Genomic DNA, 16,440 nt, shown 5'->3' with positions numbered 1-16,440 from the left:
TTCTTACGCGGTCAGACGGGCTGCGTCTTGGGCGATGACCAGCTCTTCATTGGTCGGGATAACCAGAGCCAGGCGGCTGCCATCTTTGGTGATGGTGCCGGACTTGCCAAAGCGTGCTGCCAGGTTGCGTTCGTGGTCAATTTCAAAGCCCAGCAGGCCCAGTTTGTCCAAGGTCAATTCGCGCACCATGGCTGCGTTTTCACCAATACCGCCAGTGAATACAACGGCATCCAAGCGGCCATCCATCAGCGCAGTGTAAGCACCGATATATTTTGCCAGGCGGTGGCAGAATACATCCATTGCACGTTTGGCATCTGTTTTGGTGTCATAGTTGTCTTCAACATAACGGCAGTCACTGGTGACTTCAGTCAGACCCAACAGGCCAGACTCTTTGGTCAACAATTTGCTGATCTGTTCCATGCTCATGCCCATGGCATCATACAAATGGAAAATGATTGCTGGGTCGATATCACCACTACGGGTGCCCATGACCAGACCTTCTAGTGGCGTCAGGCCCATAGAAGTATCAACACATTTACCATTACGAACCGCAGTGACGGAGCCGCCGTTGCCCAAATGGCAAGTGATGACGTTCAGTTCTTCCAATGGTTTGTTCAGGGTTTTTGCCGCTTCCTGGCTCACATAGAAGTGGCTGGTGCCGTGTGCGCCATAGCGACGGATACCGTTTTCTTTGTATAAGCTGTACGGCAGGGCATAGAGATAAGACTCTTCCGGCATGGTCTGGTGGAAAGCAGTGTCAAAGACTGCAACATTTTTATCAGCCAGATTCGGGAAGGATTTCAATGCTTCAGCAATACCGATCAGGTGCGCTGGGTTATGCAGAGGTGCAAACGGGATGGAATCTTTGATACCCTGAATAACTTCTTCGGTAACGATAGCTGATGCAGTGAATTTCTCGCCACCATGGACAATACGGTGACCGATAGCCGTCAGCTGAGCGGAAAGCTCTGGTTTTTGTGCCAGAATAGTATTAACAATGAAATTCAGTGCTTCGCTGTGTGCTGCACCAGCACCCAATGCTGCTTCCTGTTTGCCACCATCAAGTTTCCATTTGATGCGGGCTTCCGGCAGATGGAAGCATTCGGCTAAACCAGAGAGGTGTTCTTCACCGTTGGTCGCGTCGATGATAGCAAATTTGAGGGAAGAGCTACCGCAGTTAAGAACCAGTACTAGCTTACTCGACATGGAAGTACCTATTTATAGTCGTGTCCGGCGCTTGTTTTTACATGACCGATACAAATATTGTATCAAGGGTACAAAAACAGCGAAAAACACGTGGTTAATAAAACGTCAATCTGTCCAAAAGCGTAGCGCATATTGGCGTCGACATTAATGATTAACATCATGCGATAGTGAAAAAGGCATGATGATGGAAAAATCGCGCTTTAAATGTTAACGCCTGGTGGTAAAAACTTGCGCGGTTTAACAAAATTGATTTAAACGCTGTAAAAAGTTGACATATTTTGCGTCATCTTCTAGCGGCCAAAAGGCCGGGCTAGGATACCGATAGCGCCGCCTAAAAACAAAATATATTTAACAGACTAATTTTTAGTTTGTGGATTGTAAAAAAAATTTTAATTTTTGCTTGTGAAGTTGAGGTGAGCCATGACAACAAAACCTTCTGATTCCGTAAGTTGGTTTCAGGTACTCCAACGCGGTCAGCACTATATGAAGACCTGGCCAACTGACAAACGTCTGGCACCGGTATTTCCGGAAAATCGCGTGGCGACGGCGACCCGTTTTGGTATCCGTTTTATGCCGCCGCTGGCTATCTTTACGCTCACCTGGCAGATAGCGCTGGGCGGGCAATTAGGGCCAGCCATCGCCACGGCATTATTCGCCTGCGGTTTGCCCCTGCAAGGATTATGGTGGTTAGGTAAACGCGCTATTACGCCGTTACCGCCAACATTATTACAGTGGTTCCACGAAGTGCGGAACAAGCTGGCTGAAGCGGGGCAGGCTGTCGCGCCGATTGAACAAACGCCGACTTATCAATCTCTGGCGGACGTGCTCAAACGCGCCTTTAAGCAGTTGGATAAAACCTTTCTTGATGATTTGTAAAGCGAATGACGGGTTATTGTCTTTTATGATGTGTCGCGCGGCATTGTCAGGGAACTGACATTATCAGGGAAAATAGAGACCGGGGCTTTATTGGCTGCCGGGGTTTTTTATGTCTCGGATAAACAGCAATACAAAATCCCTTGTCAAATCAAAGTATGACCTAACTCTGTATGCGATGATTTCCTCATTATTTATGTCTTAGGAGTTTAGTGATGGATATGACAAACGCCCAACGGCTGATTCTGTCGAATCAGTACAAAATGATGACCATGCTAGACCCAGAAAACGCTGAGCGTTATCGTCGTCAGCAAACTATCGTCGAACGTGGCTTTGGTTTGCAGATGCGTGAACTGGACCGCGATTTTGGTGAAATGAGCGAAGAGACTTGCCGTACTATCATTAATATCATGGAGATGCATCACGCCCTGCAAGTCTCTTGGGGGAACCTGAAAGACCAGCAAGATTTGGATGAACGGCGGATTGCGTTCCTTGGTTTTGATGCTGCTACCGAATCCCGTTATCTGAGTTATGTGCGCTTTATGGTTAATACCGAAGGGCGCTATACGCACTTCGATTCAGGAACACACGGTTTTAATTCTCAAACTCCAATGTGGGACAAATACCAACGTATGCTGGCTATTTGGCAATCATGCCCGCGCCAATATCATTTGAGTGCCGTTGAGATTTCGCAAATTATTAATGCCTAAAATTATTAATGACTGATAGCGCGTAATGATCGCGACATAGGTTTACTGACGAGGATGTGCTTGTGGAGTGTAAAGGTTTTCTTTTTGATTTGGACGGGACTCTGGTTGATTCATTGCCTGCTGTTGAAAGAGCCTGGATTGGCTGGGCGCAAAGCCGCGGTATCGACCCCGTGGAAGTGCTAGATTTTATCCATGGTAAACAAGCAATTACCTCTCTTCGTCATTTTATGCCAGGCGCAAGTGATGCCGAACTTAAAGCCGAATTTCTGGCATTAGAACAGGTTGAAGCCCAGGACACCGATGGTGTGACCGCGCTACCGGGAGCGGTGTCTCTGCTGGAGCGGCTTAACAGCCTGTCTATTCCGTGGGCTATCGTCACTTCCGGCTCGGTGCCGGTTGCTTCTGCTCGCCGTGCTGCGGGTCATTTGCCGGTGCCGGAAGTTTTTGTGACGGCCGAACAGGTGAAACATGGCAAACCGATGCCTGATGCGTACTTGCTTGGTGCCGAACGTTTAGGGCTGGCACCGGCGGATTGTATCGTGGTGGAAGATGCTCCAGCGGGGATTCTGTCAGGGCTGGCAGCGGGTTGCCAAGTGATCGCCGTGAATGCCCCTGCGGACACACCTAAACTGGATCAAGTCGATTTAGTCCTCAGTTCACTTGAGCACATTGATGTTGAAAAGACAGCGAATGGTGCGGTAGTTCGTTTTATCGGCTAATCCTGTTGGTTGAATCGGTTCTCAAGAGCGCCTAATGGCGCTCTTTGACTTTTTAGCGCTGACCGGACAGTGATGATGCAGACAGCGGCGGTAAACTCTCTTCCAGGCTGTGAAGGTTTTGTGGTTTTACCCGAATAATCCCACCGCGCGGGCTATCAATATCGGCGATGAGCATAAAAGAGAATGAAATCACTAACGGTAATATCAAGTTCATTACCCGGCCATTTTTACCCTGCTTGGAACCATAACCAACCAACATACAGCTACACACCGCAATAATTGACATCAATGCCCATGCCGCCAACGGGATCCTGTTCCACCATGCCGCCTGGGTATAACCTGCTGAATTCAAAACATCATTCATACCAGCAACCACTAATGCCCGAATGGGATCTGGGCGCTGGTTGACCGGCAGCAGCAATTCTGCCCACAGGGCATTTTCAATCTGATTGGTTTGGTTATTCACGGCCGCCAATTGGATGGCATCTCTGGTGGTATAAAACAGGATTCGTTGATCAAGATAATAGGCTAGTAGTGCTTTGGTCGCGTTTGCTGAGCTGGTCGGTAGAAAATCAGCACGTAGATATTCAGTTCCAATAGCATTGGCCTCCGCCTCTTCATAGTTTTTACGTAGGTCGTAACGATTGATAGCCATTGAAAAACTGAAGCCAATAATCAAACCCAGTAATGTTAAAGTCGCCCCTTGAATGACATTAAAGTTTTCACGGACATTATCCTCCAAATCCCTGCCTCGTCGAAAAAAAGCCTGACCAACATGGGCAGAGCCTGACAATACAGCGAATGAAAGCAGAAAAAGAATAATCGGATAATCGGTGATATTGCCCATTTACTGTTCCTGCTGGCGGCTCATAATTCAATATCATCAGTATAGTCAGCCGCTTAAATGTCGTTGAATATCCAAATAATTCAGTGATATTTTTTTTATTGGCGAATACTCCATCACATAATCGGCGAACTATTTTTCAAAAAATATATAATTAATGCAGCCATAGGATGGTAAGCGCATAAATTTACAGTCATTATTGATCTCAAACAGCGGCCTCTATTGAATTTAATGTTTTACTGTCAGAGCCGGATATTCCCTTTCACTTTTTGCCAATGAGGCCATTTTGAACAGCGAACTATTGTGGGTGTTGACGCTACTTCTGATAGCTATTGTGCTGTTTACCACCAATAAACTGCGGATGGATGTCGTGGCATTGTTGGTGATTATTGCCTTTGTGATGAGCGGCACGCTGTCGTTGGGTGAGGCCACCAGCGGGTTCAGTGACCCTAACGTGATATTGATCGCGGCGTTGTTTGTGATTGGGGAGGGGTTGGTCAGAACTGGTGTTGCTTATCAAGTGGGCGATTGGTTGGTGAAAGTTGCCGGTCACAGTGAAACTAAAATGTTGGCATTGCTCATGGTGACCGTCGCCGGTTTGGGGGCCTTTATGAGCTCAACCGGGGTGGTGGCGATTTTTATCCCGGTGGTACTGAGTGTTGCTAACCGGATGAAAATTTCGCCGGGGCGGTTGATGATGCCGCTGAGTTTTGCCGGGCTGATCAGTGGCATGATGACTCTGGTCGCGACCCCGCCAAACATGGTGGTTAACAGTGAGTTACTGCGCGAGGGCATCAAAGGCTTTGGTTTCTTTGGTGTCACGCCGATCGGTCTTATCATTTTGCTGATGGGGGTCGGTTATATGTTAGTCGCCCGCCACTGGCTGGGTGGAAAACAGGAAAGCTCAGAAAAAGAGCAGCAATGGAAGCGCCGCACTTTCCGTGATCTTATTCGTGATTATAAACTCACCGGCCGAGCTCGCCGTTTGGCCATCCGCCACGATTCCCCTTTAATTGGCCGTTCTCTTGATGAGCTGCATCTTCGCGCCCGCTATGGTGCCAATGTGGTCGGGATTGAGCGTTGGAAACGTTTTCGGCGGGTGATGGTCAGTGCGACGGGGTCGTCTGAACTGCGCGAAAATGATGTTTTGCTGATTGATATGTCAGATTGCGATATGGATTTACGCGAGTTTTGCACCGAGCAAATGTTAGAGCCGATGGTGCTGCGCGGCGAATATTTTTCAGAACAGGCGCGTAACGTCGGGATGGCTGAAGTTTCTCTTATTCCAGATTCCGCCCTGCTGGGAAAAAGCTTGCGCGAAGTGACCTTTCGTACCCGCTATGGTTTGAATGTGGTGGGTATCCGCCGCAACGGTAAGACATTGGAAGGTAAACTGGTTGATGACAAATTGCAGTTTGGTGACATCTTATTGGTGATCGGCGACTGGAAACTTATCCGCCAATTGCAGCAAAAAACGCGTGATTTTATTGTCCTGAATCTACCGGCTGAAGTTGACGAAGTCGCGCCAGCTATCTCACAAGCGCCCCATGCTTTGTTCTGTCTGGCGCTGATGGTGGCGATGATGCTGACCGACGAAGTGCCGAATGTGATTGCGGCGCTGGTGGCGTGTTTGCTGATGGGGCAGTTCCGTTGTATTGATATGGAAAGTGCTTACCGCTCAATCCATTGGCCGAGTTTAATTCTGATTATCGGGATGATGCCTTTTGCACAAGCGCTACAAAAAACCGGCGGGGTAGATTTGATTGTCCGAGGTTTGATGGATGTTGCCGGTGGCATGGGGCCAAGGGTGATGTTGCTGTGCTTATTTGTGCTGTGCGCCACCATCGGGCTGTTTATCTCTAATACGGCGACGGCGGTGTTGATGGCACCGATTGCCATAGCGGCTGCTCGTGAGATGTCAGTTTCCCCATATCCATTCGCGATGATTATTGGTATTGCTGCATCCGCGGCCTTTATGACGCCCGTTTCATCGCCGGTGAATACTTTGGTATTAGGCCCTGGGGGTTATAAATTCGGTGATTTCGTCCGAATTGGGGTGCCGTTCACTGTATTGGTGATGATCGTGAGTGTGATGGTGGTGCCATTATTATTTCCCTTCTAATTTATCCTTCGGCCTTGCCGCTACAGGGGTGTTAGCTGCGCTTACTCACCCGAATCACTGACAAAAATGTCAGCTCATCGGGATTCTTGCGCTGGCTGCCTACCTGTAACGGCAATGACTTTGGATAATTTTATTCGGCAGCTCAAATGTGCTTTTAAAAATCGACTTCAATCCAGTGAATCAAGGCTGATTTCGTCCAGCGACAAGCTAAAGCTGGGGACGAAGACTTCCATAAAGTAATCCATTTCCGGGCTTTGGCGCATAGCGAGAGTTTTCTCTAACCGCGCTTTGGCTTGAATAAACTCATTATTACCGGCGGATAATTCTTCTAAACATTTTAGATAAGCGCATAGCGCATCAGCTTGTTTAACCAGCGCTTTTTCTTCTTCACTATAATAATGCTCATCCAACAGACAACGAAAATCGTGCTGTAACTCTTCTGGTAACATTTCAATCAGTTTTTGCTGCGCGACTTTTTCTATCTTCTTGTATTCATGGGCAATCTGAGGATTGTAATACTTGATTGGGGTGGGTAAGTCACCGGTTATCACTTCACTGGCATCGTGATACATCGCCAACAGCGCAATACGGTCGGCATTGAGATTGCCATTAAATTTCCGGTTTTTGATGATAGCCAATGCATGAGCGACAAATGCCACCTGCAAACTGTGCTCAGAAACATTTTCAGTGCGGACATTACGCATCAGCGGCCAGCGGTTGATGAGTTTCAAGCGGGATAGGTGGGCGAAGAAGTGACTCATAGATTTCTCTCTTTGTGGCTTTTAAAGGTAGTACGGGGGTAGCATATCAGATTGGGTTTTGGTTGATGTTGGATTTGATCGGATCCTATTTCGGTTGTTATTCGTTCATTGATTACTTTATCTCTGCGGCCTCAACCGAGCAGGAGGGCAAGCCGGCCCGCCAGCGGAATGATGAGTGAGGGAATCCACGAAGTGGACAAGCGATACGTGCGCTAGCGCAGGGGTTCCAAGGGGGTTACGCGCTTGTAACCCTTTTGGCGGTTGAGGCACCTGTAGTTAAGTGAACACCGATCCCATATCAACCGAATCGATTACCTAATCAAATCTCAACCGAACTAATCACCAAATCAAACCCTAATCAAACAATTACTGATGATAGGTCTCCAGGAATCGCCCTAACTTACCAACTGCCATCTCCAACTCATCCACGCGCGGTAAGGTCACAATTCGCACATGGTCGGGATACGGCCAGTTAAAGGCACTGCCTTGCACCAACAATACTTTTTCCTGTAACAGCAGATCCAATACCAATTTCTGATCGTCTTTCAGATTGAATTTTTTCTGATCAATGCGCGGGAACATATACAGTGCGCCCTGAGGTTTTACGCAGGAGACACCGGGGATCTGGTTGATAAGCTCCCAGGCGCGATCGCGTTGTTCATATAAACGCCCACCCGGTTGGATAAACTCACTGATGCTTTGATAGCCCCCCAGCGCGGTTTGGATTGCATGCTGCATTGGCACATTAGCGCACAACCGCATGGATGCCAGCATTTCCAAACCTTCAATGTAACCTTTGGCATGCTTCTTCGGCCCATTCAGTACCATCCAGCCCTGACGGAAACCGGCAACGCGATAAGTTTTAGACAAACCATTGAAGGTCACCGTCAGTAAATCAGGTGCCAGTGCAGCAATCGAATGATGCTGAGCTTCATCGTATAAAATCTTATCGTAGATCTCATCGGCGAAAATAATCAGGTCATTCTGGCGGGCGATTTCGACAATTTCCAGCAACAGCTCTTTGCTGTAGACCGCGCCTGTGGGGTTATTTGGGTTGATAATCACTATCCCGCGAGTGCGTGGCGTGATTTTGCTGCGGATATCATCTAAATCAGGGAACCAGCCTGATTCTTCATCACACATATAATGTACAGCTTTGCCGCTTGAAAGCGACACTGCCGCTGTCCATAACGGATAGTCGGGTGCGGGTACCAGCATTTCATCGCCAAGGTTCAACAATGCTTGCATGGATTGCACGATTAGCTCAGAAACGCCGTTCCCAATGTAGATATCCTCCACTGTCAGGTCGCGCATATTGCGAGCCTGATAGTGCTGCATAATGGCTTTGCGCGCCGAATATAGGCCTTTGGAGTCGCAATAGCCCTGTGCAGTCGGCAAATTACGGATCACATCCACCAGAATTTCATCTGGTGCATCGAAACCAAACGGGGCAGGGTTGCCGATGTTCAGTTTCAGAACCTTGTTACCTTCTTCTTCAAGACGCTTAGCTTCTTTTAGCACTGGGCCACGAATGTCGTAACAGACGTTGTCCAGTTTGCTGGATTTCTCAATGGGGGACATAAAAAATTGAGCCTTTTGCTGGTAAAAGCGTGTCCTCGCGTAGAACACGGTAAGGCGTCCAATGTACTCCGACGCCGTTGATTTTTGAAGCTCTATGCACATCTTTAGTGCAAATGACTGTTGAGTGAAAAGGGCAGGTGATATTGCCGGTATTTTTGTTGTCGAACCCACCCGTTGATGTTTGATTGATGAGTTTACCTGAAGCTTTTTCTGACAGGATTTGGCGTCTGCGGGTTTCAGCAAAAAATAGTTACCAATAAAATAAGGTCCGTTTTTTTAACTGCATGAAGACAGACGGATATGGCAATTATTGGCATCCAATCACGTTGAGTTTTAATGGTTAGGATCTGAATTCAACAGTTTATATCATCATACATATATAGCGGGGTGAAGAAAGCCAAATTTGTAAATAGGAAAACTATTAAGAATAACTAATGTTATCCTTATAGTGGCTTATCGATTATCAAATGTTAATATTTGAAATTACTCAATTAAATAAAAAAAACAGCTAAGAAAATATTGATATTTTTAATATTTTATGACGAGTTAGTCTGGGTGATTTATTTAAAATGGGGTTCTGCCGCTTTATAAATGTTTCAAAAAAGCAGAGTTTATAAAGGAAAAAATCTTCATTTATCGAAGATTTAGCGATTTTTTATGATCATATCCACAAACAAATACAGAATTTCGCCAATAGTTTTTTTTAAAAAGAGATAGCGGTAACGAAATATAAGTAAATTTTTTGCCCTACTCTAATGAGTGGGGTACTGTCATACTTAGCGTTATTCTTTATTGATGGCGCTAATACTTAAACACCAGGGTAGTTTGTAATTAGAATTCAAAAAAGTGAAGAATACACTATGACAAATGCAAATCGTCCGATAATTAATCTCGACCTCGATCTGCTTAGAACCTTTGTAGCTGTTGCTGACTTGAATACTTTTGCCTCTGCTGCGGCAGCGGTTTGTCGAACTCAATCAGCAGTTAGCCAACAAATGCAACGGTTAGAACAGTTAGTTGGTAAGGAGTTATTTGCCCGTCACGGGCGTAACAAATTACTCACTGAACATGGTCTCCAGTTACTTGGCTATGCTAGAAAAATATTACGTTTCAATGATGAAGCTTGTACGTCGCTGATGTATAGCAATGTAGAAGGGTCACTTATTATCGGCGCATCTGATGATACTGCCGATACACTGTTACCTTTCTTGCTAAACCGAGTGGCGACGCTATATCCTCGGCTGGCTATTGATGTGCGGGTAAAACGTAGCCCACTCATTGTTGACATGCTGAGTGATGGCGAAGTGGATCTGGCTATTACCACCGCTAAGGTCGACACCCACCCTCATGTAATTTTAAGAACATCACCGACGCTTTGGTATTGTTCTGCCGATTATCAGTTCCAACCCGGTGAATCAGTCCCTTTAGTCGTTATGGATGAGCCAAGCCCATTCCGTGATATGGCAATAGAATATCTGACCAGGGCCGGTATAGCATGGCGTATTGCCTATGTTGCCTCTTCGCTTTCTGCCATCCGTGCAGCAGTGAGAGCAGGGCTGGGTGTGACCGCCAGACCGATAGAAATGATGAGCCCTGATTTGCGCGTATTGGGAGAAATAGAAGGGCTACCTCGTCTGCCTGAAACCCATTATTCATTATGCAAAGTCAGTGAGTGCGGCAATGAATTGGCCTTGGCCATTTTCGACGCCATGCAGACGGGTCATCAACATGGTTTGCAGTCCGGTGTGGATTTAATGCTAGATTCTGATTATGTCATAGACGATAAAAGTTAAGTTTCTGTTTGCATAAATCATCATAAGCCCCTTATTTTAGGGGCTTTTTTTATGTTCATTTTTATGAAAAACCCTTTTTTATCACTTTCAGTTTAATTCCATGAGTAAAATGTCGTTTTATTTTACTTATAGCGATTTTTTCTACCGCGTACAGCAGTAATAGACCTTATTAAACTGGTGGTTAATATCGTTTTTTTATTAAAAACTTATTTTTTATTAAAACATCGTTTCATTTTTTTAAATAAAAAAACACAACTTTTCGTGCCGAATATTTATGAAATAACACTCAAAACGTGTTCTGGATCAAAAAAATACCCCTAGCTAGTGAGTGGAAGAACCGGTTATTCCTGAGACAATGGTATAGTTATAACGAAACATCCACATTGGTTTATAGGTGTATGTTCTGACTTAACAAATTACTGACTCGATTTAGCTTGCAGGTTCGCACCAATTGTTAAGTAAGATCGTGCGTTTGTAAATTAATCTGTAGTTACTTTTGTCAAAGTTGACAAAAGGTTACTGAAAGGAGTAAAAAGCCCACAGTAAAACACTGGCTAAACAGTTGTAAAGACAGTGTGTTTTGTGTGGTTTTTATCCTTCCCTTTGAATCGATGTGGTGCACTAACTGCCAACACAAGAGCAGGATGTTCGACGCCACTTTTGATGAGTAAGCAATGAGTATGTCAACAACCACTGAAGTTATCGCTCATCATTGGGCGTTTGCTGTATTCCTGATCGGCGCTATCGGGCTGTGCGGTTTGATGCTGCTAGGTGCGTTCTTTCTGGGCGGGAGAGCTCGGGCCCGTGCCAAAAACGTCCCTTATGAGTCGGGTATTGATTCAGTAGGCTCCGCGCGCATGCGTCTGTCTGCCAAATTTTACCTGGTCGCTATGTTCTTTGTTATTTTCGATGTCGAAGCCTTGTACCTGTATGCGTGGTCAATCTCTATTAGAGAGAGTGGCTGGATAGGCTTTATCGAAGCAACCATTTTCATTTTGGTGCTCTTGGCTGGTTTGGTTTATCTGGTGCGTATTGGCGCTCTAGATTGGACTCCTACGCGTTCTAACCGCCGCGTGAGCAAACCGAGCATAGTCAGATACGCCAGCAGTCATCCGCAAGATATACCTAAAGAAATTGATGTTGCAGGTCGGCAGCAAGCGAGCGAATCCCGATAAGTTTACCCAGGTAAGCAATTCAGGTGAGGGCGCACAGCTAACAACCCTGTGGCTTCAAGCACAAAAGGTATAGTGGTCAATAAATACAGCGAGGCATTAACATGGACTATACGCTCACCCGCATAGACCCTAACGGTGAGAATGACCGTTACCCCCTGCAAACTCAGGAAACCGTCAGCGGCGATCCTCTCGAGCAACATGTCCACCGTAGTGTTTACATGGGTAAACTTGAGCATGCCATGCATGACATGGTGAACTGGGGGCGTAAGAACTCTCTTTGGCCGTATAACTTCGGTCTTTCCTGCTGTTATGTCGAGATGGTGACTTCGTTCACTGCCGTGCATGACGTGGCACGTTTCGGTGCCGAAGTATTGCGTGCCTCCCCGCGCCAGGCCGATTTCATGGTCGTGGCCGGTACCTGCTTTACTAAAATGGCCCCAGTTATTCAGCGTTTGTATGAACAAATGCTGGAACCAAAATGGGTTATTTCCATGGGCGCCTGTGCCAACTCCGGCGGTATGTACGATATCTATTCTGTCGTGCAAGGTGTGGATAAATTCCTGCCGGTAGATGTGTACATCCCTGGCTGCCCACCGCGCCCAGAAGCCTATATGCAAGCATTGTTGTTGCTACAGGAATCTATCGGTAAAGAGCGCCGTCCTCTCTCTTGGGTTGTGGGTGATCAAGGTGTTTATCGCGCCAACATGCAGCCAGAAAGAGAACGTAAGCATGCTGAACGAATTGCAGTAACTAACCTGCGTACCCCTGACGAAATCTAATATTGCCTTTAGGCGTAAGATTTTGGTGCGTAAGTGATTTGTTTTTGGAGAGATCCGTTTTTTTTCCAGAACATGTGTGCGGCAAATAACCACAAAATGACACATTCAGTGTGGTGAAAAAACAGTGTGGTGAATAAATAATGACCGATTTAACGACGTCCGACAGCACCCAGCCAGCATGGCAGACCCGAGACCATCTTGATGACCCGGTGATGGGTGAACTGTCGAACCGTTTTGGGCCAGAGGCCTTTGTTGTTCAAGCCACTCGTACCGGTATGCCCGTGGTATGGGTGAAGCGTGAACAATTGCTGGAAGTAATGACGTTCCTGAGAAAACAACCGAAGCCGTATGTCATGCTGTTTGACCTGCATGGTGTAGATGAGCGACTTCGTACTCACCGCCAGGGCCTCCCTGCTGCGGATTTTTCTGTTTTCTATCATCTGCTTTCCATCGAGCGCAACCGCGACATCATGCTGAAAGTGGCACTGTCTGAAAAAGACTTGCACGTGTCCACAGCAACCAAGATTTTCCCTAATGCCAACTGGTATGAGCGCGAAACTTGGGAAATGTTCGGTATTACCTTTGATGGTCACCCGCATCTGACGCGCATCATGATGCCGCAGAGTTGGGAAGGTCATCCGCTGCGAAAAGACTATCCCGCTCGTGCTACCGAGTTTGATCCCTTTGTGCTGACCAAGCAGAAAGAAGATCTGGAAATGGAATCACTGACTTTCAAACCTGAAGATTGGGGTATGAAGCGCGGGACCGAAAATGAGGACTTTATGTTCCTTAACCTCGGCCCAAACCACCCCTCTTCACACGGTGCGTTCCGTATCGTGTTGCAGCTTGATGGTGAAGAGATTGTCGACTGTGTGCCAGATGTGGGTTACCACCACCGTGGTGCGGAGAAGATGGGCGAGCGCCAGTCTTGGCACAGCTACATTCCTTATACCGACCGTATTGAATATCTTGGCGGCTGCGTTAACGAAATGCCTTACGTGCTGGCAGTTGAAAAACTGGCGGGCATTGAAGTGCCGGATCGCGTTAAAACCATCCGCGTCATGCTGTCTGAGTTATTCCGTATTAACAGTCACTTACTGTACATCAGTACTTTCATCCAGGACGTCGGTGCCATGACGCCGGTGTTCTTTGCCTTTACCGATCGGCAGAAAGTATACGATTTAGTGGAAGCAATCACTGGTTTCCGTATGCATCCGGCTTGGTTCCGTATTGGCGGTGTTGCGCATGACCTGCCGCGTGGCTGGGAACGTTTGCTGCGTGACTTCCTTGACTGGATGCCAAAACGCCTTGATTCCTACGTCAAAGCAGCTTTGCAGAACAGTATCCTGAAAGGGCGTTCTGTCGGTGTGGCCGCCTATAATTCCAAAGAAGCATTGGAATGGGGGGTGACCGGTGCTGGCTTGCGTGCTACTGGCGTTGAGTTTGATGTGCGTAAATGGCGTCCATATTCCGGCTACGAAAACTTTGATTTCGAAGTGCCCGTCGGTAACAACGGCGACTGTTATGACCGCGTGATGTTGAAAGTGGAGGAATTGCGTCAAAGCCTGCGCATTCTGGAGCAATGTTATAAAAACATGCCAGAAGGCCCATTCAAGGCCGACCACCCACTCACGACTCCGCCACCGAAAGAAAGAACGCTGCAACATATCGAAACGCTGATTACTCACTTCCTGCAAGTTTCATGGGGCCCAGTGATGCCAGCTAACGAATCATTCCAAATGGTTGAAGCGACCAAAGGGATCAACAGCTACTATCTGACCAGTGACGCCAGCACCATGAGCTATCGCACTCGGATACGCACGCCAAGCTATGCCCATTTGCAGCAGATCCCATCGGTTATCCGTGGCAGCCTGGTATCTGACCTGATCGTCTATCTGGGCAGTATCGATTTTGTAATGTCTGATGTGGACCGCTAATTATGAGCTACCAAAAAGAGACTCAGGTGAGTAACGAAAGCCAAAATGTGGCGAATCTGGCAGTCAATGCGGCTGAACCAGCCATCACAGCTGAAGTTTTCGAATTGAGCGCTGAAGAACGTGATGCTATCGAACATGAAAAGCACCATTACGAAGATGCCCGCGCCGCGTCGATAGAAGCACTGAAAATTGTGCAGAAACAACGCGGTTGGGTGCCGGATGGGGCGATTCACGCCATTGCTGAAGTGCTGGGTATCCCGGCCAGTGATGTTGAAGGTGTCGCGACATTCTACAGCCAGATCTTCCGCCAACCTGTTGGGCGTCATGTGATCCGTTACTGTGACAGCGTGGTGTGCCACATCACCGGTTATCAGGGGATCCAAGCCGCGATTTCGAAAAAACTCAGTATTCAGCCAGGTCAGACGACCTTTGATGGCCGTTTTACACTGCTGCCAACCTGCTGCTTGGGTAACTGTGACCGTGGCCCGACCATGATGATCGACGACGATACGCACAGCTACCTGAAACCTGAAGATATTGAGAAGTTACTGGAGCAATATCCATGACAATTCATTCAGGTTTTACCAAAGAGATCGTCCGCACACCAGAAATGCACCCGCTGACCTGGCGTTTGCGCGATGACAAACAGCCGGTGTGGCTGGATGAATATCGCAGCAAAAACGGCTATGCCGGCGCTGAAAAAGCCTTAAAAGGCATGGCACCGCCTGATGTTGTTAGCTTGGTCAAAGACGCTGGCCTGAAAGGGCGCGGCGGTGCTGGCTTCTCCACTGGTTTGAAGTGGAGCTTGATGCCAAAAGACGAAAGCATGAACATCCGCTATCTGCTGTGTAACGCCGATGAGATGGAACCGGGCACCTATAAAGACCGCCTGCTGATGGAGCAATTACCGCACTTGCTGGTGGAAGGGATGCTGATCAGTGCCTTTGCGCTGAAAGCTTACCGCGGTTACATCTTCCTGCGTGGTGAATATATCGAGGCCGCCGTTCACTTGCGCCGTGCGATTGCCGAGGCCACCGAAGCCGGTTTGCTGGGTAAAAACATTATGGGCAGCGGCTTTGATTTTGAGCTGATTGTGCATACCGGCGCTGGGCGTTATATCTGCGGTGAAGAAACCGCCTTGATTAACTCGCTGGAAGGCCGCCGCGCTAACCCGCGTTCCAAACCGCCGTTCCCGGCCTCTTCCGGTGTTTGGGGCAAGCCAACTTGCGTCAATAACGTGGAAACTCTGTGTAACGTTCCGGCCATTCTTGAGCATGGTGTGGAGTGGTATCAGGGGATTACCGCCGGTAAAAGTAACGATGCCGGTACCAAACTGATGGGCTTCTCAGGCCGGGTGAAAAATCCGGGTTTGTGGGAATTGCCATTTGGTATCAGCGCCCGTGAAATTCTGGAAGATTACGCCGGTGGCATGCGCGATGGCCTGAAGTTCAAAGCCTGGCAGCCGGGTGGGGCAGGGACTGACTTCCTGACCGCCGACCATCTGGACTTGCCGATGGATTTCGAAAACATCGCCAAAGCAGGCAGCCGGTTAGGGACTGCATTGGCCATGGCGGTAGACCACGAAATCGGTATGGTGCCGCTGGTGCGCAATCTGGAAGAGTTCTTTTCCCGTGAATCTTGTGGCTGGTGTACCCCGTGCCGCGATGGTTTGCCATGGAGCGTGAAGATCCTGCGTGCACTGGAACGCGGCGAGGGTCAGCCGGGCGACATCGAGACGCTGGAACAGCTGTGCCGCTTCTTGGGGCCGGGCAAAACCTTCTGTGCTCACGCGCCGGGCGCGGTTGAACCACTACAAAGCGCGATCAAATATTTCCGGGAAGAATTCGAAGCCGGGATCGCCGCGATTGACTATGGCAACACCCAAGCCATAGCCGGTATTCAACCGAATAACCTATTGAAGCAACGTTGGTAGCCCTGAT

The 16,440-nt window shown here is 47.9% G+C and carries 14 protein-coding genes; 10 read left to right on the top strand and 4 right to left on the bottom strand.

The genetic code is table 11. The annotated features are described in order from the left end of the window. Positions 1 to 3: 3 nt before the first annotated feature. Positions 4 to 1,206: an acetate kinase gene (gene ackA / locus FTA91_RS09255; RefSeq protein WP_145536126.1), complete on the bottom strand. Its 1,203-nt coding sequence runs from the start codon at positions 1,204 to 1,206 to the stop codon at positions 4 to 6. A 420-nt stretch (positions 1,207 to 1,626) separates the two neighbouring features. Here ackA and yfbV point away from each other — a divergent pair, with 420 nt between their 5' ends. From yfbV to FTA91_RS09240, 3 genes are all read left to right on the top strand, one after another. After that, positions 1,627 to 2,082, top strand: coding sequence for a terminus macrodomain insulation protein YfbV (gene yfbV / locus FTA91_RS09250; protein ID WP_050112982.1), 456 nt, complete (start codon positions 1,627 to 1,629; stop codon positions 2,080 to 2,082). Between the two features lie 212 nt (positions 2,083 to 2,294). Further along, complete coding sequence (locus tag FTA91_RS09245) at positions 2,295 to 2,789, top strand: YfbU family protein (RefSeq protein WP_050112983.1); 495 nt, start codon at positions 2,295 to 2,297, stop codon at positions 2,787 to 2,789. Positions 2,790 to 2,851: 62 nt separating this feature from the next. Then, complete coding sequence (locus tag FTA91_RS09240; RefSeq protein ID WP_174634983.1) at positions 2,852 to 3,508, top strand: sugar phosphatase; 657 nt, start codon at positions 2,852 to 2,854, stop codon at positions 3,506 to 3,508. A 52-nt stretch (positions 3,509 to 3,560) separates the two neighbouring features. Here FTA91_RS09240 and FTA91_RS09235 read toward each other — a convergent pair whose 3' ends face one another. After that, on the bottom strand, positions 3,561 to 4,355 hold the full coding sequence (locus FTA91_RS09235) for a bestrophin-like domain (RefSeq protein WP_145583223.1): 795 nt from the start codon (positions 4,353 to 4,355) through the stop codon (positions 3,561 to 3,563). 283 nt (positions 4,356 to 4,638) lie between these two features. Here FTA91_RS09235 and FTA91_RS09230 point away from each other — a divergent pair, with 283 nt between their 5' ends. Next, positions 4,639 to 6,474 carry an SLC13 family permease gene (locus FTA91_RS09230; protein ID WP_050112986.1) on the top strand — a complete coding sequence of 612 codons (1,836 nt, stop codon included), beginning with the start codon at positions 4,639 to 4,641 and terminating at the stop codon, positions 6,472 to 6,474. 167 nt (positions 6,475 to 6,641) lie between these two features. Here FTA91_RS09230 and yfbR read toward each other — a convergent pair whose 3' ends face one another. Beyond that, on the bottom strand, positions 6,642 to 7,235 hold the full coding sequence (gene yfbR / locus FTA91_RS09225; protein ID WP_038631811.1) for a 5'-deoxynucleotidase: 594 nt from the start codon (positions 7,233 to 7,235) through the stop codon (positions 6,642 to 6,644). Positions 7,236 to 7,601: 366 nt separating this feature from the next. After that, the gene (locus tag FTA91_RS09220) at positions 7,602 to 8,816 is read right to left on the bottom strand and encodes a pyridoxal phosphate-dependent aminotransferase (RefSeq protein ID WP_050112987.1); all 1,215 of its coding nucleotides are present in this window, start codon (positions 8,814 to 8,816) and stop codon (positions 7,602 to 7,604) included. A gap of 860 nt (positions 8,817 to 9,676) precedes the next feature. Here FTA91_RS09220 and rovM point away from each other — a divergent pair. From rovM to nuoF, 6 genes are all read left to right on the top strand, one after another. Next, on the top strand, positions 9,677 to 10,609 hold the full coding sequence (gene rovM / locus FTA91_RS09215; protein ID WP_050112988.1) for a virulence transcriptional regulator RovM: 933 nt from the start codon (positions 9,677 to 9,679) through the stop codon (positions 10,607 to 10,609). 674 nt (positions 10,610 to 11,283) lie between these two features. After that, positions 11,284 to 11,784: an NADH-quinone oxidoreductase subunit NuoA gene (gene nuoA / locus FTA91_RS09210; RefSeq protein WP_050112989.1), complete on the top strand. Its 501-nt coding sequence runs from the start codon at positions 11,284 to 11,286 to the stop codon at positions 11,782 to 11,784. A 101-nt stretch (positions 11,785 to 11,885) separates the two neighbouring features. Then, on the top strand, positions 11,886 to 12,563 hold the full coding sequence (locus FTA91_RS09205; protein WP_038631819.1) for a NuoB/complex I 20 kDa subunit family protein: 678 nt from the start codon (positions 11,886 to 11,888) through the stop codon (positions 12,561 to 12,563). Between the two features lie 140 nt (positions 12,564 to 12,703). Further along, positions 12,704 to 14,500 carry an NADH-quinone oxidoreductase subunit C/D gene (nuoC, locus tag FTA91_RS09200; protein WP_145536129.1) on the top strand — a complete coding sequence of 599 codons (1,797 nt, stop codon included), beginning with the start codon at positions 12,704 to 12,706 and terminating at the stop codon, positions 14,498 to 14,500. A gap of 2 nt (positions 14,501 to 14,502) precedes the next feature. Beyond that, positions 14,503 to 15,066: an NADH-quinone oxidoreductase subunit NuoE gene (gene nuoE / locus FTA91_RS09195; RefSeq protein WP_235896840.1), complete on the top strand. Its 564-nt coding sequence runs from the start codon at positions 14,503 to 14,505 to the stop codon at positions 15,064 to 15,066. Then, positions 15,063 to 16,433, top strand: a complete 1,371-nt coding sequence (gene nuoF, locus FTA91_RS09190; protein WP_145536130.1) for an NADH-quinone oxidoreductase subunit NuoF — start codon at positions 15,063 to 15,065, stop codon at positions 16,431 to 16,433. The genes nuoE and nuoF overlap by 4 nt, the downstream gene beginning before the upstream one ends. The last annotated feature ends 7 nt before the right edge of the window (positions 16,434 to 16,440 follow it).

It is taken from the genome of Yersinia thracica, from assembly GCF_902170565.1.
Classification (GTDB): domain Bacteria; phylum Pseudomonadota; class Gammaproteobacteria; order Enterobacterales; family Enterobacteriaceae; genus Yersinia; species Yersinia thracica.
Note: the sequence above shows the minus strand (reverse complement) of the source record. Positions and strands in the feature narration are given on the sequence as shown.